This window comes from Grimontia celer, from assembly GCF_900055185.1.
Taxonomy (GTDB): Bacteria; Pseudomonadota; Gammaproteobacteria; order Enterobacterales; family Vibrionaceae; genus Enterovibrio; species Enterovibrio celer.
The window spans coordinates 249,249-273,382 of the sequence record NZ_FIZX01000003.1 but is presented as its reverse complement, the minus strand read 5'-3'; the positions used below and the strand labels follow the sequence as shown (position 1 = coordinate 273,382).

The following is a 24,134-nucleotide window of genomic DNA, read 5'->3' as shown; positions in this document are numbered from 1 at the left end:
GTGTATCACTGGCCGCTATTACGTTGCGCCAGGAAAAAGGCGGCGAGCGCGAGATCTTCGGGCTGCGTCACCTTGATATTGTCTGCATGTCCTGAAACCAGCTTAGGGGCGCCACCCGCAAGCTCTATTGCGGATGCTTCATCAGTCACTGCCAGCGATTTATCCAATGCGGTTTCTAACGCATTCAGTAACTGCTCACGCTTAAACATTTGTGGCGTTAAGGCATGCCAGAGTTGCTCACGGCACACTGTGGTTTCAATCTTGTTGTCGCCTGTGCCGCGCTTCATTGTGTCTCGCACCGGACAGGCTAGAATAGCGCCATGGGTGTGACTAATCGCCTCAGCAATCAGTACATCGATGTCCTCATGTCTGACACAAGGCCGGGCAGCATCATGCACCATGACCCATTCAGCATTCGTGACGCGAAGGCCAGCCAAAACAGAATCAGCACGCTCTTTGCCACCGGTTGTCACCACAATACGCTTATCACTGCCAAGCGAAGTGGAATGGAAATATCCATCCTCCTCACCAATCGCAATCACAACCTTGTTGATGCTTGGGTGCTCCAGCAAGTAATGCACCGTGTGTTCTAGCAGCGTTTTGTCTTCTATGGTGAGGTATTGTTTCGGCAGGTCCGCGCGCATACGCTTTCCTACTCCTGCCGCAGGGACAATCGCAACCACTTCAGGCGCGACAGATTGCGGCGAGCTTAAGGTTTCTTCACTGGCCGGGGTATTCATGTTTCTCTACTTTAAAAGGCGAGAGGGCTAATCGCTGACAATCCGGAAGAAGGTTTCTCCCGGTTTGATCATGCCCAATTCATTGCGGGCACGCTCTTCAATCGCTTCTTGCCCACGTTTGAGATCTGCAATCTCTGCGTACATTTGCTGATTGCGTTGGTGGAGTTTGTCGTTGGCTTGAGCAACAGAATCAGCAACGGCTGTCACTGCAAGGTAATCATCTACCCCGTTTTTGCCCCACCAAAGGTGATACTGGAGCCATCCAAACAATACGAACAGCAAGACTGTCAGCATTCGCATTGAATTTTCCTCCCCACACTCAACGAAATCAATTTGGCATTCGAGCCAGAAGCAGAATATTACCCACAAAGTCTAGGCTCAGTGGGCACTTACATAAAGAATAGCGGTAATAATCCCACATTCACCCCTGTCACACCAGCAATGGCAGCAACAGAACGGTGAATTGCGGGGTTTTCGTAAATAAGTGACAAGGGAATGTTCAGGCGTTGAGGTGATAAACCGGATTTGGAAGCGTATCCAGCAAGCTAACAAGGTCTTTCGCTGCAAACGCAAAGGTATATTCCGGTGGACCCGGTGTGTACATCAAAGATTCAAATTCAAACAACACGCTGTCGACGATCAGTGGGATATGATCTGGCATACCAAACGGGCAAACCGCCCCGGGTACACAGCCAAGACTTTCTATCATCTCTTCATCTGAGGCAATGGAAGGTCTTTGGCCCACTAGCGCTTTGATTTTCTTACTATCCAATCTCGCATCACGATGCGTCAGCAAAAGCGCATGACCGCCCTTCTTAAAGTTGAGGAATAAGCTTTTAGTGGGTGTTGCTGTCCAACCCAGACGCTTGCCTACAATGTCATCGGTGGCAAAATCGACGATGGGTTCATGTTGCCACTCTTGATAGCTCACCCCACACTGCGTCATCAAACTGATATTCTTTTGCAGAATTTCATCCAACATCTGCGCCATTTATCCCTCCAGGCCCATCATCCATTTTTGCATCAAAAGAAATGCCACATAAATCATCATGCCAGCAACCAGAATATCAATGGTTTTCCGCACATTAGGCTTGGAAAGCACTGGCGACATTTTCGCAGCGCCCAATGCAATACCATAAAACCAGACCATAGATGCCAGCATAGTGCCAACTGCAAAGGCGGTTCGCTGCGCAGGTTCAAACTGACCGCCAATTGAGCCCAGTACCACAACGGTGTCTAAATACACGTGAGGGTTTAGCAAAGTCACTGCCGCAGCACCAATCAACACTGCCATGAGTCCTTTGCCCGTTTTTGCGCTCTCAGATTCAGTACTTTCCTCTTCGCCAACCCAAGCACGTTTAAGCGATTGATAAGCGTAGGTAAGCAGAAAAGCTATACCTCCCAGCGTCACGACACTCAGCAAGGTTTCATTACTGGAAAGCATTGCACCACCTCCAAAAACGCCGAGGGCAATTAAAGCAAAATCACAGAGAAAGCAAAGTGTCGCCGTCGCTACATGATGATGGCGCCGAATCCCTTGGTTGAGAACAAACGCATTCTGCGCGCCGATCGGAATGATCATACTGAGCCCTAAACCAAACCCTTGTAGTAAAACACTGCTACTCATCACTTCGTCTCCATACTCCTCAAAACTGCTGAGGCACAAATTAGTGGCGTGACAAATGTAAGTAAAACTAATAATTTTAATTACAGATAAGAAACTCTAATGGAGTGAAGATGAAGGGATTGGATTATCGCTGGCTGGAAGCACTAGATGCGGTCATCGCCAACGGCGGATTTGATAAAGCAGCAGAAGCGCTTTTCATCACCCAATCTGCCGTTTCCCAGCGAATCAAACAGCTGGAAACCTTGGTCGCACAACCCGTATTGATTCGCGAAACGCCTCCGCAACCCACTGCTATTGGTAAAAAGCTGCTCGGCCTTCACAGACGTGTTCAACTGCTTGAAAAGGAAATGCTGCCAGAGATGACACCCGAAGGGTTGGCAGGTCCTGTTACTGTGCCTATCGCCACCAATGCTGACAGCCTGGCGACCTGGCTGCTGCCTGCCCTTTCCCCGTTAATGAAAGCGCAGACACTGGAAATCAACTTGATCGTCGATGATGAGAGCCGCACGCTGAATCGCCTTAGATCAGGCGAAGCCGTTGTTGCCATTAGCAATGAAGTCACGCCACTGAAAGGCTGCGTAGCAGAACCTTTAGGGGTGATGGAGTACCTTTGCGTTTGCACTCCAGCCTTCAAAGCCACCTACTTTCCAGATGGCTTGAACGCAGAAGCGGTGAGTCGCGCACCTGCTGTAGTTTTCGACCGCTTCGATGACATGCACACTCAGTTTGTGTCTGAACGCTTTCAATTGCCCACTCCCGGCTGGCGTAGCCATATGGTTCGCTCGTCTGAGGCTTTCGTCAAAATGGCCAAACTAGGTGTGGCTTACTGCCTGATACCCCGCCTGCAAATTGAGTCAGAACTGGCATCCGGTGAGCTTATCGATCTTTGTCCAGGCGATGGTGTGATCCGCCACCTATACTGGCACCATTTCGCGACGGAAAGTGGCGTATTGGCGGAGATGTCATCAGCCTGCTTAAATTATGCGCGAAAGACTTTCGGTGAAGGAAAAATATCCCGCACGGTGTGAATTATTTCCGCCTTGCCGGAGTCATAGCCATATAACTTCAAAAAACAACATGGAACCCAGACCATGAAAAAACACCTTATTGCTTCGTTAGTTGGTGCAGCCATTGCGCTGTCTTCACCGTTTGTTTCAGCCGCTACACCGGATTTCCCGCATCTGGAAACCATCGGAGTTGGTGAAGTTGTCGACCAGCCGGACACCGCTACCGTGGACGTTGCCGTCTCACTTACCCGCACGTCTGCCCAAGCCGCCAAAAAGGCGTCCGATGACGCGGTGGCTACGCTTTTGGAACGATTGGAGAAAATGGGGATTGCGCGTAAAGATATCGAAAGCGCCAATCTTAACCTTCAGCCTCAGTACAGTTATCCGAAAAACAGCGAGCCAAAATTGAACGGCTACCGCGCCACACGAAACGTGACGGTAACCGTGAGCGATCTGTCCCGACTTAACCGCGTTTTGGATGGCGCGCTGGCTGATGGGCTGAACCGGGTAAATGGCATCAGTTTCTCCTCCAGTAAGGAAGCAGAACTGAAAGAACAAGCACGAATGGCAGCCATTGCCGATGCAAAAGCTAAAGCGGAATCTTTAGCAAAAGGCTTCGGCGAGAGTCTTGCGGGCGTTTGGGAAATCCGCTACATGACATCAACACCGGTTCGCCCAACCATGATGCGTATGGCAGAAGCGTCGAATGTTGCTGCAAGCTATAACGATGCTGAAATCACTATTCGTGATCAGGTGGAAGTGGTTTACGCACTGGGCGAATAAATCGCAGATTTATTAAACGTGTTGAAAAGAAAAATGGCCGCTAATGCGGCCATTTTCCTTTCTGGGATAGACATTTGTTAGGGGGAACAAATCGTCAATCAGTGGAGTATACGAGCGCGAAGGGTACCTTCGATCGCTTTGAGTTTCTCCAATGCTTTTTCAGAGTGCTCGGTTTCGACGTCGATCACAACGTAACCGTACTCGGAATTGGTTTGTAGGTACTGACCCGCAATGTTGATACTTTCTTCTGCGAAGATGGTATTGATTTTGGTCAGGATACCTGGCTTGTTCTGGTGAATGTGCAGCAGACGTGACGTACCAGTATGCTCTGGCAACGATACTTCTGGGAAGTTTACTGAAGACAGGGTTGAACCATTGTCTGAGTACTTCACCATCTTACCAGCCACTTCGATACCGATATTTTCCTGTGCTTCCTGAGTTGAACCACCAATGTGTGGCGTCAGGATAACGTTATCAAACGCTTGCAGCGGAGAAGTGAATGGGTCGCTGTTGGTTTTCGGCTCCGTTGGGAATACGTCTACTGCCGCACCGCCAATGTGACCGCTTTCCAGTGCGCCACACAGCGCATCGATATCAACCACTGTACCGCGTGCGGCGTTGATGAAGATCGCGCCCGGCTTCATGCGCGCAAACTCTTCGCTACCCATCATGTCTTGGGTTGAGTCGGTTTCCGGCACGTGAAGGGTGATCACGTCACTCTTGTTCAGAAGCTCTGACATTGACGCCACTTGCGTCGCATTACCCAGTGAAAGCTTGTTTTCAATGTCGTAGAAGAAAACACGCATACCCAGGTTTTCAGCCAGAATACCCAGTTGGGTACCGATGTGACCGTAACCAATGATACCCAGGTTTTTGCCACGCGCTTCGAACGAGCGGTCCGCTGACTTCATCCACTCACCGCGGTGAGCCATAGCGTTCTTCGCTGGAATGCCACGGAGCAGAAGAAGAATCTCGCCAAGAACCAGCTCAGCAACACTGCGGGTGTTTGAGAACGGTGCATTAAATACTGGGATACCGCGCTTCGCTGCCGCAGTCAGGTCAACCTGGTTGGTACCAATACAGAAACAACCCACTGCAACCAGTTTTTGCGCTTTCGCAAACACTTTCTCAGTCAGTTGGGTACGGGAACGAATGCCCACGAAATGCGCGTCAGCAATTGCCGCTTCAAGCTCTTCACCGGCTAGAGAGCCTTTGTGATATTCAATATTGCTGTAACCTGCACCCTGAAGAACTTCCAGTGCAGTTGGGTGAACACCTTCAAGGAGAAGGATCTTTATTTTGTCTTTTTCAAGCGACACTTTAGCCATTGCAGTTCTCATCCTTAAAAAAAAACCTGTCGTTAAATTCGGTTTCCGTCTTCCAGACGTCAAAGGCCGCTTTTTGATAGGATTATGTCGGCCTTGTACAATTAGTGACTAAGGTAACAAAAATTTATTTGCATGGGTAAGAATATTACGTAATAAGTGCGAAAAAAAACGGCGCCATGAAGGCACCGCTAACTTATTGAGTTACTTATACGCAAACGTTTGGCTTTTGCTTCAAAAAAACTGAAGTGTTAACCCATTAACGCTTAACTGTTTTTAGCTTTTTACTACACCGTTTGCAGTACCTTCCAGCACTACATCTGCGCCACGGTTTGCAAACAGACCAACAGTCACTACGCCCGCAATCGCGTTGATCTTGTCTTCCAGTTCTTTGGCATTGGTGATTTGCAGGTTGTGCACGTCCAGAATCACATTGCCGTTATCGGTGATACAACCTTCGCGGTAGCAAGGATCGCCGCCCAGTTTAACCAGTTCACGCGCCACGTAAGAACGTGCCATTGGGATCACTTCTACTGGCAGAGGGAATTGACCCATCACATCAACTTTCTTGCTGTCATCGATGATGCAGATAAATTTCTCGGAGATCGCAGCCACGATTTTTTCACGCGTCAGCGCAGCACCACCGCCTTTGATCATTTCGTTGTTTGGGTTGATCTCATCCGCACCATCAACATAAATGTCCAGACTCGCCACTTCATTCGCATCAAAGACCGGAATGCCAATCTTCTCCAGACGCTCTGTTGATGCAACTGAACTCGACACTGCACCTTTGATTTGCTCTTTCATGGTTTCGAGGGCATCGATGAAGTGATTAACGGTGGAGCCAGTGCCAACACCAACAATGCTGCCCTTGGTCACGTATTCCAACGCAGCCCAACCAGCCGCTTTTTTCATTTCATCCTGAGTCATGAGGATCTCCTGGGTAAATAGAGGTAATTCGCGACGCCGATTATACAGATCTGATTTTGGAGCGGGCAGATTTTTATAAACGCAGATCCCGTTATTCGGGATCGATTCAGATCAGGTTAGATCGCCCACTTCCAGTGCTTGGATGGCGTCAAAATCTCTGGCAAAGGCACGTCCCACGCTTCAACAGGAAGGTCATCAACCTGCTGGCAATCATGAGCGATACCAATGGGTTTTGCTCCCCGTCCTGATTCATACCAAGGAGCCAATGTGCGATCATAATATCCGCCGCCCATACCCAGGCGCTGCCCGCTTTTATCAAACGCCACAAGCGGTGTACAAATCACATCAAGCTGGTAAGCAGGCAAAACATCAAGCACGCTAAGTTTCGGCTCCAGAATACCGTAGCGGTTTGGCACCAAGGTGGACTTGTGGTGATAGTGCAGGAACAACAAATGCCCTTTGCTGAAAGGATGAATCACTGGCAAATAAACATCTTTCCCCTCTCGCCAACAATGCTCAATCAGAGGTTGGGTATCCAGCTCACCATCTACTGACAAATAAAGCGCAATTCGCTGGGCGTTAAGGATGCTGTCAGCTTGCTGAAAATGGGAAAGAAGATCTGTCGCTGCATGACGCTGCTCGTCATCGGTCAGGGATTGTCTTTTGGCTCGGGTCGTTTTTCGCAGTTCATTGCGAAGAGAAGAAGTGTTTGCTTGCATCGGCTGTCCTTGCCGCAAAGCTAATGGGGATTGGCCCCGGAGTGCCGTTGGGATCTTTTGCCCTTGAACCCTGCGGTTCAAGGCGGATGAGAAGAACATACCGTAGGCTTCTCGGTACAAGCCGAGCTTGCTCAAAAGCATGTAACATCCCACCCTTAGATGTGCTTATCGGCTCAGGGACGCGGATCCGCTGACGCACACTCCAGGGTCAAACTGGTTCGGAAGGCTTATGCTTCCTTCGACGCGCTGTGTTTTAACAACGCATCTTCAATCGTTTGCTGCAACAGCACAATGCGCTGTTCCATATCATTCTTATCGTCGGTATTTTGCTGTCTTTCTGCACGCAATTCGTAGCAGATATTCAGGGCCGCGATCGTGAGCAGTTGCTCTGTATTCGTTACTTTAGTGCGCTCAGACAATTCGTGCAACCGTTGATCAAAGTCGTCTGCCGCTTCTTTCAGCGCTTGTTCCTGACCTGCCGGACAGTTAACACGCATTATTTTGCCAAGGATCTGAATTTCAACAGCTTGCGTAGTCATATTCTTTTCTGAGCTCCCTTCAAAGCGCGGTGCCGCACCCTGACGTCACGGGCGCAAACTATAGAAAATGGCAGATTAAACTTCAAGTCTATCCTATCGCGTATTGTCTCTCGACGGACTAAGCAGACGAAAAGTCGTCAATGTGATGAAAATCAGAGCTATCGTGAACCTAATTCTCGCTTTTGCTTTCTTCTATCGTGAAGAGAGGTTCAGTGACTTAGGACTAACTGGTAGTATACGGACAAGACAATTTCGGTACCCAAGGTGACCCCGTGACCCAAGTAACTTTACCTGAATACAGCAACATGGTTTCCACGCTTCGTGCTGACTCTCTGGCCGTAACGCCAGCAGAAATGCATGGCCTTCTGGCGGGAATGTTGTGCGGTGGACTAGACCCTGAGCTGGGTAACTGGATGCCGATGCTTTATGACTACACGAATGATGGTGCAGGCTGGCCACATGAATCAAAAACACTGGCCGCAACCAGCGTTGGCCTGGCGAGCCAACAGCTCACCGGTGGTCAGATGGATTTCGAAGTGCTGCTGCCGGATGAAAGTGAATCTTTACTTGATCGCGGTGATGCGCTGTCTGAGTGGGTAAGTGCTTTTATCGCAGGTATTGGTTTAGTTGGTATCACTGCTGGCAAACTGTCTGACGACTCGAAAGAAGTGCTGGCAGACCTGACGGAAATTGCCCAGCTTGGTATTGACGAGGACGATGATATGGAAGAGCAGGCATTGCTTTTCGAACAAGTCATCGAGCACGTCCGCGTTTGCGCAATGACGCTTCATGCCGAGCTTGGCATCAAGCCGCAGACCGAAGAAAAACCAACCCTGCACTAACAGAGCACTGTCGGAGACTGACGCAGAATGGATGCTGAGCCATCAACACAAAATTTTGATGTCGTCATTGCCGGTGGCGCAATGGCAGGTGCCACTTTGGCATTGGCCATTGAGCAACTGACGCAGGCAGGCTTGTCCGTGGCAGTGGTGGAAGCCGCCATTCCGGACAACAGCCACCCTGGCTATGATGCCCGAAGCATTGCCCTTTCCTATGGTAGCTGCAAGTTGCTCGATAACATCGGCGTCTGGAAAACCTTATCGCCATTTGCCACTCCGATCAGCAAAATCCATGTCTCCGACCGCGGCCATTTCGGTCTGACCGAGATGAATGCCCGTGAAGAAGGTCTGGATTACCTCGGCAATGTGATTGAGCTTGCCGACGCCGGGCGCGTTTTTCACCAAGCACTGGGGAAAGCCAAAAACATCTCGCTGTTTTGCCCGGCCTTTGTCACTGATATCAAGCGCGAAATCGACAGCGTCACTCTGACGCTCAATGATGGAAAAGCGCTAACTGCAAAACTGGTCGTTGCTGCAGACGGCGCGCTATCTTCCTGCTGCGATATGGTGGGGATTGAGCGCCATGAGCATAACTTTGAACAGGTTGCGCTGATAGCGAATGTCACCACAGAACTCGCTCATCAAGGCCGCGCATTCGAACGTTTTACCGAAACCGGCCCTGTCGCCTTATTGCCAATGTCTGAAGGCAGAAGCTCGCTGGTATGGTGCGTCAAACCTCACGAAGCGCCCGCTATGCTTTCCATGTCAGACGACGAGTTTGCACAAGCACTGCAACAGGCTTTCGGGTGGCGCTTGGGAAGACTACTGCATGTTGGTCAGCGTGGCAGCTATCCGTTGATTCTGCGTCAGGCGACCCGTCTTATCAGTCACCGCTTTGCGGTAGTCGGGAATGCGGCACAAACGCTTCACCCCATTGCCGGCCAAGGTTTTAACCTTGGCCTTCGCGATGTGGTATCGCTGGCTGAAGAAATCGCCAAAGCGCACGCTGATGGCAAAGATTGCGGTCAAATGCCTGTGCTTCAATCATACCTCGCACGACGCGAACCTGACCGCGATACCACAGTCGCCATGACATCAGGTTTGGTTCACGGCTTCTCCAACACCACAGCACCACTGATTCTGGGACGAAACCTGGGGCTGGCAGCGATGTCGGTCTTTAGCGAATTGAAAGCACCATTGCTGCAACGTGCAATGGGCTTGGTAGAACGATAATGAAAATGACAAATGTAGACATCGCCATTATCGGCGGTGGCATGGTTGGCCTGACACTCGCTGCTGCACTGGCAGACAGCGATCTTCGCATCGCGATCATCGAAGGCAAAATGCCGGAGCCAGAACTCACTCCCCTGCCCGACCTTCGCGTTTCTGCGCTGAGCCGCGCCAGTGAGCGTATTCTGAAAAACGTAGGCGCGTGGGAAGGCATTCAATCCCGCCGCTCAAGTCCATATCAAAAAATGTCGGTATGGGAACAAGACAGCTTCGCCGCGATTGATTTTGATGCGATGGATTTGGGTCAACCCAACCTTGGTTACATCGTTGAAAACCGAGTTATTCAGCTGGCACTGCTTGAGCGCGTAAAGCAGCAACAGAATGTCACCCTATTCTGTCCTGAACGCTGCGCCAACGTGATGTTTGGTGAGACAGAAGCCTGGCTAACCCTTGAATCGGGCAGCGCCATTACCGCAAAACTCGTGGTCGGTGCTGACGGTGCTAACTCCTGGGTACGCAACCAGCTATCCATCCCATTAACCCACTGGGATTACGGACATAGCGCGCTGGTCGCCAATATTCGTACCGAAGAGCCTCATGATGGTGTCGCACGTCAGATTTTCACCCCGGATGGTCCGCTGGCTTTCCTGCCGCTGTCTGATTCAAACCTAAGCTCGATCGTTTGGTCGCAATCACCGGAAAATGCCGATGCACGTTGCTCCATGCCTGAAGACGAGTTCAACAAAGCCTTGAGCGCTGCTTTCGATCTTCGCCTCGGCCTTTGCTCGGTTGAAGGTGAACGTGCAGCCTTCCCTTTGAAGATGCGCTACGCGAGAGATTTCGTGGTCGAGCGCGTTGCTCTGATTGGCGATGCAGCACACACGATTCATCCGCTGGCGGGTCAAGGCGTAAACCTGGGCCTCTTGGATGCCGCGACGCTGGCACAAGAGCTCATCCGCTTAAGTGATGAAGGCAAAGATATTGGTGAGAAAACCAACCTCCGCGCTTTCGAACGCTGGCGTAAAGCTGAAGCCGCGCAAATGATTGCGGCAATGCAAGGGTTCCGCGATTTGTTTGCGGGTGAAAACCCGGCCAAGAAACTCATTCGTGGTATTGGCCTAATGGCAGCCGCCACACTCCCGGGTATCAAAACGCAATTTATTAAACGAGCTTTAGGTTTAATCGGTGATTTGCCGAAATTGGCGAAGAAGTAAGTTTATTTAAGGTCCTAGAAATAGAATTCATGCCATTGTGAAACAACAAAGCGGCACTGAGCATTTTCATTTCCCCGATCCTGCTCTTCCTAGGCACTAGGATCTGCTCTTCTCCTAGGACCTTCTTTCCTAACCCCATAAAAAAACGGCGCCTTTCGGCGCCGTCTTCAATCTAAATCCGTTAAGGATAAGCGATTACGCTTGGCCTTTAACTTCTTTCAGACCGTTGTATGGTGCTTTCTCGCCCAGTGCTTCCTCGATACGGATCAGCTGGTTGTACTTAGCAACACGGTCAGAACGGCTCATAGAACCAGTCTTGATTTGGCCTGCTGCAGTACCTACCGCCAGGTCAGCGATAGTTGCGTCTTCAGTTTCACCTGAACGGTGAGAGATAACAGCAGTGTAGCCTGCGTCTTTAGCCATCTTGATTGCAGCCAGAGTTTCAGTCAGAGAACCGATCTGGTTGAATTTGATCAGGATAGAGTTAGCAACGCCTTTCTCGATACCTTCAGCAAGGATCTTGGTGTTAGTAACGAACAGGTCGTCACCAACCAGCTGAAGCTTGTCACCCAGCAGTTCAGTTTGGTGCTTGAAGCCAGCCCAATCAGACTCGTCCAGACCGTCTTCGATAGAAACGATTGGGAATTGGTTAGCCAGCTCAGCCAGGTAGTGGTTAAACTCTTCAGAAGAGAAAGTTTTACCTTCACCTTTCATGTTGTAGATGCCAGCGTCTTTGTCGAAGAACTCAGATGCAGCACAGTCCATCGCCAGAGTAACGTCTTTGCCCAGCTCGTAACCAGCAGCAGCAACAGCTTCTGCGATAACTTCCAGTGCTTCAGCGTTAGACTTCAGGTTAGGCGCAAAACCACCTTCGTCACCAACTGCAGTGCTGTAGCCTTTAGACTTAAGAACTTTCGCCAGGTTGTGGAATACTTCCGCACCGATACGCAGACCTTCTTTCAGAGTTTTCGCGCCAACTGGCTGAATCATGAACTCTTGGATGTCTACGTTGTTGTCTGCGTGCTCACCACCGTTGATGATGTTCATCATTGGCAGAGGCATAGAGAATACGCCAGCAGTGCCGTTCAGCTCAGCAATGTGCTCGTACAGTGGCATGCCTTTCGCAGCAGCTGCTGCTTTTGCGTTCGCCAGAGAAACAGCCAGGATTGCGTTTGCACCGAACTTAGATTTGTTCTCAGTACCGTCCAGGTCGATCATGATCTGGTCGATTTCTGCTTGGTTTTTCGCGTCTTTACCTTCCAGAGCGTTAGCAATTGCGCCGTTTACTGCATCAACTGCTTTCAGAACGCCTTTACCCAGGAAACGTGCTTTGTCGCCGTCACGCAGTTCCAGTGCTTCGCGAGAACCGGTAGATGCACCAGATGGAGCAGCTGCCATACCTACGAAACCACCTTCCAGGTGAACTTCTGCTTCTACAGTTGGGTTACCGCGTGAGTCAATGATTTCACGGCCCAGAACTTTAACGATCTTAGACATTGTGTTTCCTCTCGTATGTCAATAGCTTAAGAATGCGAAAAGCGGCCGCACAACCTTCGCGACCGCTTCCTTTTTTCAGTTACAGCTCACCACGCTGATTTTTACCTGCCGCTGCCACGAAGCCTTCAAACAGAGGGTGGCCATCGCGTGGAGTAGAGGTAAATTCAGGGTGGAACTGGCACGCCACAAACCATGGGTGCGCAGGGTTTTCGATGATTTCAACCAGCTTTTTATCCGCAGACAGGCCAGATACAACCAGACCCGCTTCTTCAATCTGCGGACGCAGCACGTTGTTCACTTCATAACGGTGACGGTGACGCTCATGAATCGTCGCGTTACCGTACAGATCACGTGCTTTAGTACCTTCTTTCAGGTGACACAGCTGCGCGCCAAGACGCATGGTGCCGCCCAAATCTGATTTTTCAGTACGCTCTTCAACTTTACCTTCACCATCCACCCACTCGGTGATCAGGCCAACAACAGGGAACTTGCTGCCCTTGTCGAATTCGGTAGAGTTTGCGCCTTCCATGCCTGCAACGTTGCGCGCGTATTCGATCAGCGCAACCTGCATGCCCAGACAGATGCCAAGGTATGGCACTTTGTTTTCACGAGCGTATTTCGCTGCCAGAATCTTGCCTTCCACACCACGGTCACCGAAGCCACCTGGAACAAGAATCGCGTCCAGACCTTGAAGTGCTTCGTCGCCTTTTGTTTCTACGTCTTGAGAGTCAACATACTTGATGTTCACAGTCAGACGGTTTTTCAGGCCACCGTGTTTCAGTGCTTCGTTCACAGACTTGTAAGCGTCTGGCAGTTCGATGTATTTGCCAACCATACCGATAGTCACTTCACCGGTTGGGTTCGCTTCTTCATAAATAACTTGTTCCCATTCAGACAGGTCAGCTTCTGGCGCTGTGATGCCGAAACGGGTACAAATCAGGTCATCAAGACCTTGAGAACGGATCAGTGAAGGGATCTTGTAGATGGAATCTACGTCCTTCATCGAAATCACTGCTTTTTCCTGAACGTTACAGAACAGCGCAATCTTAGAGCGCTCGTTCGCAGGAATCACACGATCACTACGGCAAACCAGAATGTCTGGCTGAATACCGATAGACAGCAGTTCTTTCACTGAGTGTTGGGTTGGTTTGGTTTTCACTTCACCGGCTGCTGCCAGGTAAGGAACCAGAGTCAGGTGCATGAACATCGCACGCTCGCGACCCAGTTCTACCGCCAACTGACGGATAGCTTCAAGGAACGGCAGTGATTCGATATCACCCACGGTGCCACCGACTTCAACGATAGCAACGTCGTGACCTTCGCCACCGGCAAGTACGCGTTCTTTAATAGAGTTGGTGATGTGTGGAATAACCTGAATGGTTGCACCCAGGTAGTCACCACGGCGCTCTTTGCGCAGTACGTCAGCGTATACACGACCCGACGTAAAGTTGTTGCGCTTGGTCATCTTGGTGCGGATGAAGCGCTCATAGTGACCCAAATCCAGGTCAGTCTCTGCGCCGTCTTCCGTAACGAATACTTCACCGTGCTGGGTTGGGCTCATGGTGCCCGGGTCCACGTTGATGTAAGGGTCAAGCTTCATCATGGTCACTTTAAGACCACGTGCTTCTAGAATTGCCGCCAATGACGCTGCTGCAATACCCTTACCTAGGGAGGAAACCACCCCGCCCGTAACAAAAATGTAATTCGTTGTCATGCTAAACCTGAGAGTTGGATTTAGGGGAAATTATTGGAAATCTGGACGGGACGACATGTTACCAGAGCCCGAAACTTCCCACAACGTGAAAACTATCACACAGAATGCCGTTTTTTTTTGTCGTAAATCAATTGAGTGATTTACGTCGATTTGTTGCCCTCATCACGCTTTACTTCTTGCCACAGATTTTCAAGCTCATCTGGCTCACTTTCCTGCAAGTTTTTACCATTATCGCGTAATTTCATTTCAATTTTGCGAAAACGACTTTCGAATTTTAGGTTCGCTTTTCGAAGTGCCCTTTCCGGATTAGTGCCGAGGTGGCGGGCAAGATTGACGGCGGCAAAAAGTAAATCGCCGACTTCTTCATCGACGCGTTCTTGGTCCACATCCACCATCAAGGCTTCTTCCATTACCTCTTCAAGCTCTTCCTGCACTTTTTCGGCGACAGGGCCTACCGAGTCCCAATCAAAGCCGAAACGCGCGCAACGCTTTTGCAGTTTCGCTGCTCGGCCTAACGCCGGAAGTGAGGTCGGTACATCATCCAAAATACTGAGCTCTGCATCAGGTTTGGCTTTGGCGGCTCGTTCCTGCGCTTTTATGCCTTCCCAGTCCGCTTGCTCCAGCGGGTTACCATCGGCATCCTTTTCACCGAAAACATGAGGATGGCGACGCACCAGCTTGTCGCACATGGCACCAGCAATGTCTTCAAATTCAAATAGACCCTGCTCTTTTCCGAGTTGACTATAGAACACAATCTGAAACAGCAGATCGCCCAGCTCATCGCGAACATCTGCCCATTCCTGACGTTCAATAGCATCCACTGCTTCAAAAGTTTCTTCGATGGTGTAAGGAATTATGGAATCGAAGGTTTGCTTCTTGTCCCAATCGCAGCCGTTTTGCGGGTCCCTGAGGGTAGCCATAATTTCCAGCAATTCTTGCATTCGCGACATTTTTTTCATCTGTTACCCGCCCAAAAGAAAAGGGAAAGCAGCGCTTTCCCTTTATACAAATTGAATATTGTTAGCGAAGCCGTTTGGCTTCATGCACGTCTTTGACTTGCTCCAAGCGGGAGATCACCCGGCTCAGCACTTCAAGGTCACTCAGCTCTAAATCAAAGTCCATGATGGACATTTGCTGTTTGTAGTCGACCCGGCTTTGCATGCCAGAAACTTTCGCTTTTTCATTCAGCAAGACATTGGTGAGATCTTTAATCAAACCACTTCGCTCGGATGCAGAAACACGCACTGTGATTTGATAGTTGCCGATATAGCCGCCGCCCCACACCGTCTCGATAAGGCGCTCCGGTGCATGATGGCGAAGTTCAGCCAATTGCTCACAGTCTGCACGGTGCACTGAAATACCGCGACCTTGCGTTACGTAGCCTTCGATTTCGTCACCCGGAATTGGCTGACAGCATCGAGCAAGGTGGGTCATCAGGTTGTCCACACCTTCAACGACAACCGCATCTCGACGCGGTCGTTTGGTTGTGGTCTGCGTTTCAGCCTGCTCCAGTTTAGCGCGAAGCTGCTCATCTTCCTGTTCTTTGGTCAGTTTGTTGACCACAGAGTTGATGTAGTTCACCACCTGGTTGATGCGCAAATCACCGCTACCAACACCCGCGTAAACTTCATCAAGGCTGTTGACATTGAAGCGCTTCATGGCAAGTGTGGCATCTTTGCTCGCCGCACCAATCTTCGCAAGTTCAGCATCAAGAATTTCTTTACCTGCCTCGACGTTCTTCTCTCGCGCTTGCTTGCGGAACCAAGCGTTGATCTTGGCGCGTGCGCGGCCTGACGTCACAAAGCCAAGGCTTGGGTTCAGCCAGTCACGGGAAGGGTTAGGCTCTTTCTGGGTGATGATTTCGACCTGATCGCCCATGTTAAGGTGATAGGTGAACGGCACAATGCGCCCTTCCACTTTGGCCCCGATACAACGGTGACCCACTTCAGAGTGGATGTGGTAAGCAAAATCCAGAGGTGTCGCGCCGATTGGCAGGTCAACCACATCACCTTTCGGTGTAAAGGCGTAGACGCGGTCATCAAATACCTGGCTACGAAGTTCATCCAGCATTTCGCCGGAATCAGACATCTCTTCTTGCCAAGCCAGCAGTTTACGCAGCCAAGTGATCTTCTCATCGTAGCCACTGCGACCAGCTGAAGAACCTTCTTTATATTTCCAGTGCGCTGCGACGCCAAGCTCTGCATCATCATGCATCTGCTTGGTACGGATTTGGATTTCTACCGTTTTGCCTTCAGGTCCCAATACGACAGTGTGAATCGATTGGTAACCATTTGGTTTCGGGTTCGCCACGTAGTCATCGAACTCTTTCGGCAGATGGCGGTATTTGGTATGAACAGCACCCAGCGCGGCATAACAGTCCTGAAGCTGATCAGCGATGATGCGCACGGCACGCACATCAAACAGCTCATCAAATTCCAAGCCTTTTTTCTGCATCTTACGCCAGATGCTGTAGATGTGCTTTGGTCGACCATAGACCTGCGCGTTGATGTTGGAGTTTTCCATCGCGCTTTGCAGATCGGACACAAAGGTGTCGATGTACTGCTCACGGTCAATTCGGCGTTCTGCCAGCTGTTTGGCGATTTGCTTGTAGGTCAGCGAATGCTGATAACGGAACGCATAATCTTCGATTTCCCACTTGAGCTGACCGATACCTAAGCGGTTAGCAAGCGGTGCATAGATGTTTGCACACTCTTTCGCAACAGCCTGACGCACTTCGTCCGACTCGTTTTTTACTTCACGCAGGTAGGTAATGCGCTCAGCCAGTTTGATGACCACGCAACGGAAATCATCGACCATGGAGAGCAACATACGGCGCACATTATCCACCTGCGCAGCCGTCGCTTCTTCATTGTTGGCATTCAGATGGCGAATCGCCGCCATTTCCTGAACCCCTTCCACCAGCTTGGCGATATTGTTTCCGTAATGCTCTTTGAGCAATTCATTGCTGAGCACGTCATATTCCACCATGGGGAACAGCAACGCGGCCAACAAAGTTTCCTTGTCCATACTTAAAGTGACAAGGATTTCAATCATCTCCCGACCACACCAGAGAGGCTGCGCGAGCGTTTGCTCATCGCCCAGTGTCTGGCAATGGTGATAGGCTTTGGTTAAAGCCTGAGATACGGCAGCCTCCTGGGCAAGACCTTCCACCCAGCGTTCAAGCACAAATTCTTTATTGTCGTTTAGGTGCGCGCCACGAATTGCGACCATTTCACTATCCTGTTTTTCTTATCCTTAAACGGGCAACCATCATGGTTGCCCGGTGGGCGACTCAATCTTTGACAAACAACGCCATCGACTCCAAGTGCCCTGTATGTGGGAACATGTCCAACATGCCCAACCTAACCAATTGATACCCGTTATCCAAAAGCACCTGACTGTCACGTGCTAATGTTGCCGGGTTGCAGGAAACATACACTACCTGCTCAGCTCCAGATTGTGCCACATAAGGCATAACCCCTAAAGCACCAGCACGTGCCGGATCGAGCAAAATTTTGTTGTAGCTTTCACGTCCCCAGACAGTTTCAGCCGCATCTTGTTCCAGATTGGCATGATAGAAACGCGCATTGCTTTGATGATTACGCATCGCATTGTCTGATGCGCGCAGCACCATCTCTTCCACGCCTTCAATACCGACCACGGTTTTTGCCTTCTCAGCCAGCGGCAAACTGAAATTGCCCAGGCCACAGAAAAGATCAAGCACCGTATCGTCTTCTGTTAATGACAGCCAATCCAGCGCCTGCGCAATCATCTTTTCATTGATATCCGCATTGACCTGAATAAAGTCCTGCGGCTCAAAGGCAAGCGTCAGATCGCCAAGTGCGTAATTAGGTTGTTCACCGAGAACGCGGTTCACTGCCTCATCGGCTTGCTGCAAGTAATAAATCAAACCGTGGTGTTCTGCGAAGCCTTTCAGCGTTGCTTGATCGTCTTCGTGCAGCGGCTTGATAGCACGAACTAGAAGTACTCGACCTTGATTGGAAGCCACCAGTTCAATATGACCTATGATACGACGGCCACGAAGACCATCCAGCAAGGTATAAACATCCGGCAATAGCGCGTTCAACTCCGCATCAAGCACCGGACAGTCTGTGACGGTCACAATGTCATTGGCGCTGCGTTGACGGAATCCCATTTCAAGCTTGCCACTTTTACTCACTTTGACACTCAGGCGTGCCCGGCGGCGGTAACCTTTTTCTTTAGACACCACCGGCGCGTCTTGCTCAAGCTCCGCTGAGGCAAATTTCTTCATCAACTGGGACAGCGTTTCCTGCTTGGCTTCAATCTGAGCACTATGGCCCAGATGCTGGAGGTTACAGCCGCCACACGCACCGTAATGCTGGCAAAATGGTCTGATACGCTCAGCACTCGGTTTGGTGACTTTGATAAGACGGGCACGCGCAAATTGGCGCTTATCTTCTGTCAGTTGCAATAGCACTTCCTCACCCGGCAATGCACCAGCAACAAACACCGGCTTTTTGCCTTCAAACGCCACACCATCACCTTGATGGTCGAGACGGGCAATGGTCATCGCCTTGTGCTTGGTATCAAGAGTCTTTTTCTTCTGTGGCTTAAAAAAACGCGCCATTACATATGTTCCAGCTTTCGCAGCAAACCGTCGTGGCAGTCTGTGCATAGATTCGAATATTGGCGGTCAGACAGTTGTGATAACCTGCTGAATTCTCGCCATCAGCTTTGGTGTAGACTTACTGCGTGAGGTTAAACTATTAAATTCACGGTATGTCTGAAAAATGACGGCAATTCTCCCACAGAATAGACAGCATGACCAAATACGGACTTCGCGCCAGAGTAATCACCCTAACCCTTGCCCCGACGCTTATCATCGGCATTTTGCTGAGCGCCTATTTCATCAAAAACCGTTATCAGGAACTGGAACAACAGCTTGCTGTAGCCGGACAGGCGATTATCGAACCCTTGGCAATCGCCAGTGAAATTGGCCTCGCCAATGAAAGCCGGGAAAACGTGCGGCGCCTGATTGGGCACACGCACCGTCAGCACAGCGAATACATCCGAAGCATTGCGGTATTTTCCAGCCAAAATGATCTGTTCGTGACCTCCAACTATCATCGCAATCTCGATTTGTTGGCAGTGCCTCGTGGGCAACCTTTGCCAGAACGTCTGGAAGTCATCCACCTGAAGGATGCGCTGTTACTCCGCGCGCCCATCCGTGCAATTGCTGGCTTTAACAACGCGCTGGTGGAAGAGCAACCCATTGGCTACATCACGATGGAAATGGATCTTTCCACAGTGAAGCTAAAGCAATATCAAGAGATCATCTCCGCCGGTGTGGTGTTAATTCTTGGCCTGATCCTTTCCTGTTTCTTCGCCTACCGACTACTACAAGATGTCGAAATGCCAATCAAACAGATGATAAGCATGATCGACAGAATCCGTCGCGGGCATCTCGATGTTCGGATTGAAGGCAAATTACTTGGTGAATTGGACACCCTGAAAAACGGGATCAATGCGATGGCGATTTCGCTGTCGGAATATCACCTTGAGATGCAGCAAAGTATCGATCAGGCGACTTCGGATTTACGCGAAACTTTGGAGCAGTTAGAAATCCAGAACGTTGAGCTGGATATCGCCAAGAAAAACGCGCAGGAAGCGGCGCGGGTGAAATCGGAATTCCTCGCTAACATGTCCCATGAGCTTAGAACTCCGCTGAATGGTGTCATTGGCTTTACCCGCCAGATGCTGAAAACCCAGCTTTCCAGCAGCCAACAGGATTATCTGCAGACCATTGAAAAGTCAGCCAACAACCTGCTGACCATCATCAACGACATTCTGGACTTCTCAAAACTGGAAGCAGGCAAACTACTTCTGGAAAACATTCCTTTTGATTTTGAAGATTCGCTGGATGAAGTAATGCGCCTACTCGCGCCAATGGCGCACGAAAAAGGCCTTGAGCTAAATCTTCGTATCGACCCTCGCATTCCAGCCGGCGTAATTGGCGATCCGCTGCGCATCCAGCAAGTGCTCACTAACCTGATTGGTAACGCGACTAAGTTTACCGAGCGCGGTCATATCAGTGTCAGCGTAGAACTGAAACAGCAACGCGATGAGCGTTTAGAGCTTCAGTTTGTCATCCGTGATACCGGCATCGGCATTTCAGAGCGTCAGCAGTCGCAACTGTTTCAGGCTTTCCGTCAAGCAGACGCCAGCATCAGTCGTCGTTATGGTGGTACCGGCCTTGGCCTGGTGATCACCCAGAAGCTGGTGCAGCAAATGGGCGGCGACATTGGCTTCTCCAGCCGTTTGCATCAGGGGTCAACCTTCTGGTTCACCATGTCCCTAATCCAAACTGATCTGCCGCTGGTGCATCCTATCGATGCCGAAGCTCTGCAAGGGCAATCACTGATGCTGATTGAACCCGACCATGAAAGCCGACTGATGATGCGCGAACGTCTGGCGCATTTCGACATGGCATTGAGCGATTATGCCGAGTTGCCAGAAACTTCAGATCGCGTCTCCTCTGCACTGATTTGTGTCGATGCCGTCGATGTACCGGAAAGTGACGCACTGATAGCCATGGCAAAACAGGCTGAAACCTTCAGCGACCGGGTCATCTTCTGTTTGCCAACCACAGAGCTTGCCTTGTCAGAAGCGCTGCTTACATCCGGTGTGGCAGCCTGCCTTGCCAAACCTTTATCAGTGAGAAAACTCATTGAGCAATTGCAGGGCGAACAGCAGTCACTTGCTCTGCTGCCACCAGCGGTTGAAGTCCATACCGATAAAGCACCGCTTACTGTAATGGCAGTGGATGACAACCCTGCCAACCTCAAACTCATCACCGCCTTGTTGAAAGAACGCGTGACCAATGTGTTTACTGCATCAGATGGTAAAGCAGCTCTCGCCTGCGCACAGAAGCAACGTTTCGACCTCATCCTGATGGATATCCAAATGCCAGAAATGGACGGTGTCACAGCTTGTCAGGAAATCCGCAAAACACCACTCAATCAACATACGCCTGTAGTAGCTGTCACCGCCCATGCCATGACTGGCGAGCGTGAGCGCTTGCTCAATGAAGGCATGGACGATTACCTCACTAAGCCAATTGAAGAACATATCCTAGAGCAGGTACTTCACCACTGGACCCATCCGCACAGTGGCCAAACCCAGCCTAATTCGCCGCTGATCACCCCAAACAAACTGGGAGAGACACTCAATATTGACTGGTCATTGGCGATGAAGCAGGCGGCTGGCAAAGAAGACTTGGCAAGAGACATGTTGCAGATGCTGGTGCGCTCTTTTGATGAGGTCGAAGAGAAAGTGAATCTGGCACTCGAAGACAGCAAGGTCGACTTGAGTGCTGTGATTCACAAACTCCATGGCAGCTGCGCCTACAGCGGTGTACCAAGGCTCAAAAACCTTTGTCATGAATTGGAAACCCAGCTTAAAAAAGGCGCAACGGTCGAAGACATCGAGCCAGAGCTTTTTGAATTGTTAGATGAAATTCAGAACATTAGGGAGCAATCGCCTCATTATCTGGATGAGACGGTCTGACAGAAACGAAAAAGGCGGGGTTTCCCGCCTTTTCTTTATTTGTTTATCTCTTTATTCTGTGCGTTATGCCTCGGCACAGATTTTCGCTAACGTATCGAGTCGTCTCACTGGCTCATCCACATACGGGTTATCAGTATCCCACGCATAACCTGCCAGAATCGAACATACCATACGTTTGATTTTCGGATCCGGGCTTGGGTAGAAAATCACATCCTGCAATGTGCCCTTATACCAACCTTCGACGTAGCAGCGAAAAGTATCAACGCCGCGCAAAAGTGGTTTCTCGTACTCGTTCAGCCAATCCACTTTTTCGCCTGATAGTTGGCGACTCAGAGAATTGACCGCAAGTTCGGCCGATTTCATCGCAATGGTCACGCCGGAAGAAAATACCGGGTCAAGAAACTCACCCGCATTACCGAGCAGCGCGAACTTGTCTGTAGCCAGCGTGCTGACATTCGCAGAATAGCCACCAATTGTACCTGGCTGGTTGGGATATTCCGCATTCGCGAGCAATTGCGCGAGCCAAGGTTCTTCACTCGCCAATTGTTTGATAGCTGCTATGTGGTCTTCAGGATAATTCGCGAAGAAATCCGGCTCACCAACAATGCCGAAAGAGCAAGTGCCGTTGCTGAATGGGATCAGCCAATACCAGACATCATGGTTATCCGGATGCACAGAGATCAGAATCTTGTCTCTGTCATATTCAGTCGCATCAATGTTGTCGACGATATGGGTAAAAATCGCCTGTCGTGGCGGCAGGCAAGATGGACTCTCCAGTTCAAGCAGTCTTGGCAATACACGGCCAAAACCGCTCGCATCGAGAATAAAATCCGCTTGAAGCTGATAAGGTTTGCCCTGTTCATCTTTTACATGAAGAACAGGCTTGTCAGCATTCACATCCACTGCTTCAATCTCGTGTTGATAGCGAATGGTCACGCCTTGCCTTTCTGCGTCATCAGCCAGCACTTTGTCGAACACCGCTCGCTGCACCTGATAGGTTGTGCCTGCGCCCGGTGAAAACTTGTCTGTGAAATCAAAGCTGATGTAGAGCCCTTCGCGATTGAACGCCGCACCGTTTTTAAACTGAAAACCCGCATCGTTGACGGCATCCAGCATGCCCGCAGCTCGGATTGACTCCATGCAGGCAGGCAACAGACTTTCACCAATAGAGAACCGAGGAAATGTCGCTTTCTCAAGCACCAATACATCAATGCCTTTCTGATTCAGCAGCGCAGCAGCTATTGCCCCGGATGGGCCTGCGCCAATAATTGCTACTTGAGTGGTTTCCAACTTCAAGAAATGGACTCCTATCAACTTTTCAAAACGGTAACGACATTCGCCGTTAAGGACGGGCTTTCAATGTTAGCAGGGTATGCCCCAAGCCGATATTGTCAGTTCGCTCCGCAACCTCGAAACCTGCTTCTTCAACAATCTGCAAAAACTCTTCACAGCGATAGAAACGACTATTTCCGTTCGCCAGACACGTAAAGTACAGCGAGGTGGCATTCAAACTGTATGAGGCTGCTTCGTATTTCTGCGCATCCCAGAAAAGTTCGAGAATATAAACCGTTGCATCAGAAGACACAGCCTGACGAACGCGGCGCAAAATACTCAAGATTTCCATTGGCGAGAAACAATCAAGAAACTGACTCATCCACCAAACGTCCGCGCCTTCTGGCAGAGAAAGAGAATTATCCAGCGCATTGAAAGGATGACCTTTTATTCGCTCTTCCAAACCATTCACTTTGGCCTGCTCTAGTGCCATTTCAATTTGCTGAGGCAAATCGATAATGGTGACTTCCACATCTGCATCGTAATTACAGCATTGGGTTGCCCATTTGCCCGTATTGCCACCGATATCGAATAGCTTCTTCGGTTTGGAAGCAAACACTTTTTCAAGAAGCAAAGGGAATGAACGATCGGAATAGAAGTGATCAAACTGGAACCAGCTTTCTTTCGCTTTTTCCGGCAGCGTTGAGAGCCCCTCATAAATCGAGCTCCACTGCCCCAACTCTTTGAGCCCTGCAGGGCTAGCCGTCTCAATTGATTCCGTTAGATGTGCCATTGCGGCATAACAAACGTCCGCCGTGAAATCCATATTGGCACGGGTCATTCCATCATTGAGAAGAAAATATCCTACATTCGCCAGTACATAGTTTGGTGATTGCCAAGTCACGATATGCGCACTGACTGCCATATCAAGCAGTACCTTCACGCCGTATTCTGACACACCCGTTTTCCCGGCAATGGCTGCCGCATCCAAACCTTCAGAGCCAGCACCATCCAATGCTGCTAAAACACCGAGGTCTCGCAAGGTTCGCGCTGCATGAAAAACAATAGGCGCAAAAGCTAACTTTTGCGCCTCAGTTTTTGCATTCAAAGCGTTATACGGATCCGCTTGAAATGAATTCACTCTATAACC

Annotated in this window: 21 protein-coding genes and 1 other RNA gene; 6 read left to right on the top strand and 16 right to left on the bottom strand. The window is 50.1% G+C overall.

The features are described from left to right. Positions 1-5: 5 nt before the first annotated feature. The 4 genes from ispD to GCE9029_RS19880 all read right to left on the bottom strand — a co-directional run bounded on the left by ispD (position 6) and on the right by GCE9029_RS19880 (position 2,367). Positions 6-740 carry a 2-C-methyl-D-erythritol 4-phosphate cytidylyltransferase gene (ispD, locus tag GCE9029_RS19895; RefSeq protein WP_062666255.1) on the bottom strand — a complete coding sequence of 245 codons (735 nt, stop codon included), beginning with the start codon at positions 738-740 and terminating at the stop codon, positions 6-8. Positions 741-767: 27 nt separating this feature from the next. Then, on the bottom strand, positions 768-1,040 hold the full coding sequence (gene ftsB, locus GCE9029_RS19890) for a cell division protein FtsB (RefSeq protein WP_062666253.1): 273 nt from the start codon (positions 1,038-1,040) through the stop codon (positions 768-770). A 199-nt stretch (positions 1,041-1,239) separates the two neighbouring features. Next, the gene (locus GCE9029_RS19885; protein WP_062666250.1) at positions 1,240-1,731 is read right to left on the bottom strand and encodes a YbaK/EbsC family protein; all 492 of its coding nucleotides are present in this window, start codon (positions 1,729-1,731) and stop codon (positions 1,240-1,242) included. Then, positions 1,732-2,367 carry a LysE/ArgO family amino acid transporter gene (locus tag GCE9029_RS19880; RefSeq protein WP_062666248.1) on the bottom strand — a complete coding sequence of 212 codons (636 nt, stop codon included), beginning with the start codon at positions 2,365-2,367 and terminating at the stop codon, positions 1,732-1,734. A gap of 110 nt (positions 2,368-2,477) precedes the next feature. Between GCE9029_RS19880 and GCE9029_RS19875 the strand changes: the two genes are divergently transcribed. Next, on the top strand, positions 2,478-3,395 hold the full coding sequence (locus GCE9029_RS19875) for a LysR family transcriptional regulator ArgP (protein WP_062666247.1): 918 nt from the start codon (positions 2,478-2,480) through the stop codon (positions 3,393-3,395). Between the two features lie 63 nt (positions 3,396-3,458). After that, positions 3,459-4,157 carry an oxidative stress defense protein gene (locus tag GCE9029_RS19870; RefSeq protein ID WP_062666244.1) on the top strand — a complete coding sequence of 233 codons (699 nt, stop codon included), beginning with the start codon at positions 3,459-3,461 and terminating at the stop codon, positions 4,155-4,157. 98 nt (positions 4,158-4,255) lie between these two features. Here the strand turns inward: GCE9029_RS19870 and serA are convergent, their stop codons facing one another. The 5 genes from serA to zapA all read right to left on the bottom strand — a co-directional run bounded on the left by serA (position 4,256) and on the right by zapA (position 7,670). Then, positions 4,256-5,485 (bottom strand): phosphoglycerate dehydrogenase, encoded by a 1,230-nt coding sequence (gene serA, locus GCE9029_RS19865; RefSeq protein ID WP_002537572.1) that lies wholly within the window; start codon positions 5,483-5,485, stop codon positions 4,256-4,258. Positions 5,486-5,758: 273 nt separating this feature from the next. Further along, on the bottom strand, positions 5,759-6,412 hold the full coding sequence (rpiA, locus tag GCE9029_RS19860) for a ribose-5-phosphate isomerase RpiA (protein ID WP_002537571.1): 654 nt from the start codon (positions 6,410-6,412) through the stop codon (positions 5,759-5,761). A gap of 116 nt (positions 6,413-6,528) precedes the next feature. Beyond that, entirely contained in the window at positions 6,529-7,131 is a 603-nt protein-coding gene (locus GCE9029_RS19855; protein ID WP_062666242.1) for a 5-formyltetrahydrofolate cyclo-ligase, read from the bottom strand. Between the two features lie 29 nt (positions 7,132-7,160). Continuing rightward, positions 7,161-7,343, bottom strand: a non-coding RNA gene (gene ssrS / locus GCE9029_RS19850) — 6S RNA. Positions 7,344-7,358: 15 nt separating this feature from the next. Next, on the bottom strand, positions 7,359-7,670 hold the full coding sequence (gene zapA, locus GCE9029_RS19845) for a cell division protein ZapA (RefSeq protein ID WP_062666239.1): 312 nt from the start codon (positions 7,668-7,670) through the stop codon (positions 7,359-7,361). Between the two features lie 272 nt (positions 7,671-7,942). Here zapA and GCE9029_RS19840 point away from each other — a divergent pair, with 272 nt between their 5' ends. Genes GCE9029_RS19840 through GCE9029_RS19830 form a run of 3 tightly spaced genes read left to right on the top strand, consistent with a single transcriptional unit; the run spans position 7,943 to position 10,953 of the window. Beyond that, positions 7,943-8,512, top strand: a complete 570-nt coding sequence (locus tag GCE9029_RS19840) for a YecA/YgfB family protein (protein ID WP_002537567.1) — start codon at positions 7,943-7,945, stop codon at positions 8,510-8,512. Between the two features lie 27 nt (positions 8,513-8,539). After that, on the top strand, positions 8,540-9,742 hold the full coding sequence (gene ubiH, locus GCE9029_RS19835) for a 2-octaprenyl-6-methoxyphenyl hydroxylase (protein ID WP_062666237.1): 1,203 nt from the start codon (positions 8,540-8,542) through the stop codon (positions 9,740-9,742). Then, a complete protein-coding gene (locus tag GCE9029_RS19830; protein ID WP_062666235.1) occupies positions 9,742-10,953 on the top strand; it encodes an FAD-dependent 2-octaprenylphenol hydroxylase in 1,212 nt (403 codons plus the stop codon). The genes ubiH and GCE9029_RS19830 overlap by 1 nt, the downstream gene beginning before the upstream one ends. 195 nt (positions 10,954-11,148) lie before the next feature. On the opposite strand, the gene eno is transcribed toward GCE9029_RS19830, so the two are convergent. The 5 genes from eno to rlmD all read right to left on the bottom strand — a co-directional run bounded on the left by eno (position 11,149) and on the right by rlmD (position 18,773). Next, entirely contained in the window at positions 11,149-12,450 is a 1,302-nt protein-coding gene (eno, locus tag GCE9029_RS19825; protein WP_046303743.1) for a phosphopyruvate hydratase, read from the bottom strand. A gap of 79 nt (positions 12,451-12,529) precedes the next feature. Beyond that, entirely contained in the window at positions 12,530-14,164 is a 1,635-nt protein-coding gene (gene pyrG / locus GCE9029_RS19820) for a CTP synthase (protein WP_062666233.1), read from the bottom strand. A 140-nt stretch (positions 14,165-14,304) separates the two neighbouring features. Further along, a complete protein-coding gene (gene mazG / locus GCE9029_RS19815; protein WP_062666232.1) occupies positions 14,305-15,123 on the bottom strand; it encodes a nucleoside triphosphate pyrophosphohydrolase in 819 nt (272 codons plus the stop codon). A gap of 61 nt (positions 15,124-15,184) precedes the next feature. After that, the gene (gene relA, locus GCE9029_RS19810) at positions 15,185-17,395 is read right to left on the bottom strand and encodes a GTP diphosphokinase (RefSeq protein WP_002537558.1); all 2,211 of its coding nucleotides are present in this window, start codon (positions 17,393-17,395) and stop codon (positions 15,185-15,187) included. 61 nt (positions 17,396-17,456) lie between these two features. Then, positions 17,457-18,773 (bottom strand): 23S rRNA (uracil(1939)-C(5))-methyltransferase RlmD, encoded by a 1,317-nt coding sequence (gene rlmD, locus GCE9029_RS19805; protein ID WP_062666230.1) that lies wholly within the window; start codon positions 18,771-18,773, stop codon positions 17,457-17,459. 194 nt (positions 18,774-18,967) lie between these two features. Here rlmD and barA point away from each other — a divergent pair, with 194 nt between their 5' ends. Then, positions 18,968-21,712 (top strand): two-component sensor histidine kinase BarA, encoded by a 2,745-nt coding sequence (barA, locus tag GCE9029_RS19800; RefSeq protein ID WP_062666228.1) that lies wholly within the window; start codon positions 18,968-18,970, stop codon positions 21,710-21,712. Positions 21,713-21,775: 63 nt separating this feature from the next. Here the strand turns inward: barA and GCE9029_RS19795 are convergent, their stop codons facing one another. Continuing rightward, the gene (locus tag GCE9029_RS19795) at positions 21,776-23,008 is read right to left on the bottom strand and encodes an NAD(P)/FAD-dependent oxidoreductase (protein WP_062666226.1); all 1,233 of its coding nucleotides are present in this window, start codon (positions 23,006-23,008) and stop codon (positions 21,776-21,778) included. Between the two features lie 46 nt (positions 23,009-23,054). Next, positions 23,055-24,125: a methyltransferase gene (locus tag GCE9029_RS19790; protein ID WP_062666224.1), complete on the bottom strand. Its 1,071-nt coding sequence runs from the start codon at positions 24,123-24,125 to the stop codon at positions 23,055-23,057. Positions 24,126-24,134 lie beyond the last annotated feature (9 nt).

Coding starts and splice junctions, on each gene's coding strand:
- ispD (WP_062666255.1), bottom strand. CDS start 740: ATGAATACCCCGGCCAGTGAAGAAACCTTAAGCTCGCCGCAATCTGTC.
- ftsB (WP_062666253.1), bottom strand. CDS start 1,040: ATGCGAATGCTGACAGTCTTGCTGTTCGTATTGTTTGGATGGCTCCAG.
- GCE9029_RS19885 (WP_062666250.1), bottom strand. CDS start 1,731: ATGGCGCAGATGTTGGATGAAATTCTGCAAAAGAATATCAGTTTGATG.
- GCE9029_RS19880 (WP_062666248.1), bottom strand. CDS start 2,367: ATGAGTAGCAGTGTTTTACTACAAGGGTTTGGTTTAGGGCTCAGTATG.
- GCE9029_RS19875 (WP_062666247.1), top strand. CDS start 2,478: ATGAAGGGATTGGATTATCGCTGGCTGGAAGCACTAGATGCGGTCATC.
- GCE9029_RS19870 (WP_062666244.1), top strand. CDS start 3,459: ATGAAAAAACACCTTATTGCTTCGTTAGTTGGTGCAGCCATTGCGCTG.
- serA (WP_002537572.1), bottom strand. CDS start 5,485: ATGGCTAAAGTGTCGCTTGAAAAAGACAAAATAAAGATCCTTCTCCTT.
- rpiA (WP_002537571.1), bottom strand. CDS start 6,412: ATGACTCAGGATGAAATGAAAAAAGCGGCTGGTTGGGCTGCGTTGGAA.
- GCE9029_RS19855 (WP_062666242.1), bottom strand. CDS start 7,131: ATGCAAGCAAACACTTCTTCTCTTCGCAATGAACTGCGAAAAACGACC.
- zapA (WP_062666239.1), bottom strand. CDS start 7,670: ATGACTACGCAAGCTGTTGAAATTCAGATCCTTGGCAAAATAATGCGT.
- ubiH (WP_062666237.1), top strand. CDS start 8,540: ATGGATGCTGAGCCATCAACACAAAATTTTGATGTCGTCATTGCCGGT.
- GCE9029_RS19830 (WP_062666235.1), top strand. CDS start 9,742: ATGAAAATGACAAATGTAGACATCGCCATTATCGGCGGTGGCATGGTT.
- eno (WP_046303743.1), bottom strand. CDS start 12,450: ATGTCTAAGATCGTTAAAGTTCTGGGCCGTGAAATCATTGACTCACGC.
- pyrG (WP_062666233.1), bottom strand. CDS start 14,164: ATGACAACGAATTACATTTTTGTTACGGGCGGGGTGGTTTCCTCCCTA.
- mazG (WP_062666232.1), bottom strand. CDS start 15,123: ATGAAAAAAATGTCGCGAATGCAAGAATTGCTGGAAATTATGGCTACC.
- relA (WP_002537558.1), bottom strand. CDS start 17,395: ATGGTCGCAATTCGTGGCGCGCACCTAAACGACAATAAAGAATTTGTG.
- rlmD (WP_062666230.1), bottom strand. CDS start 18,773: ATGGCGCGTTTTTTTAAGCCACAGAAGAAAAAGACTCTTGATACCAAG.
- barA (WP_062666228.1), top strand. CDS start 18,968: ATGACCAAATACGGACTTCGCGCCAGAGTAATCACCCTAACCCTTGCC.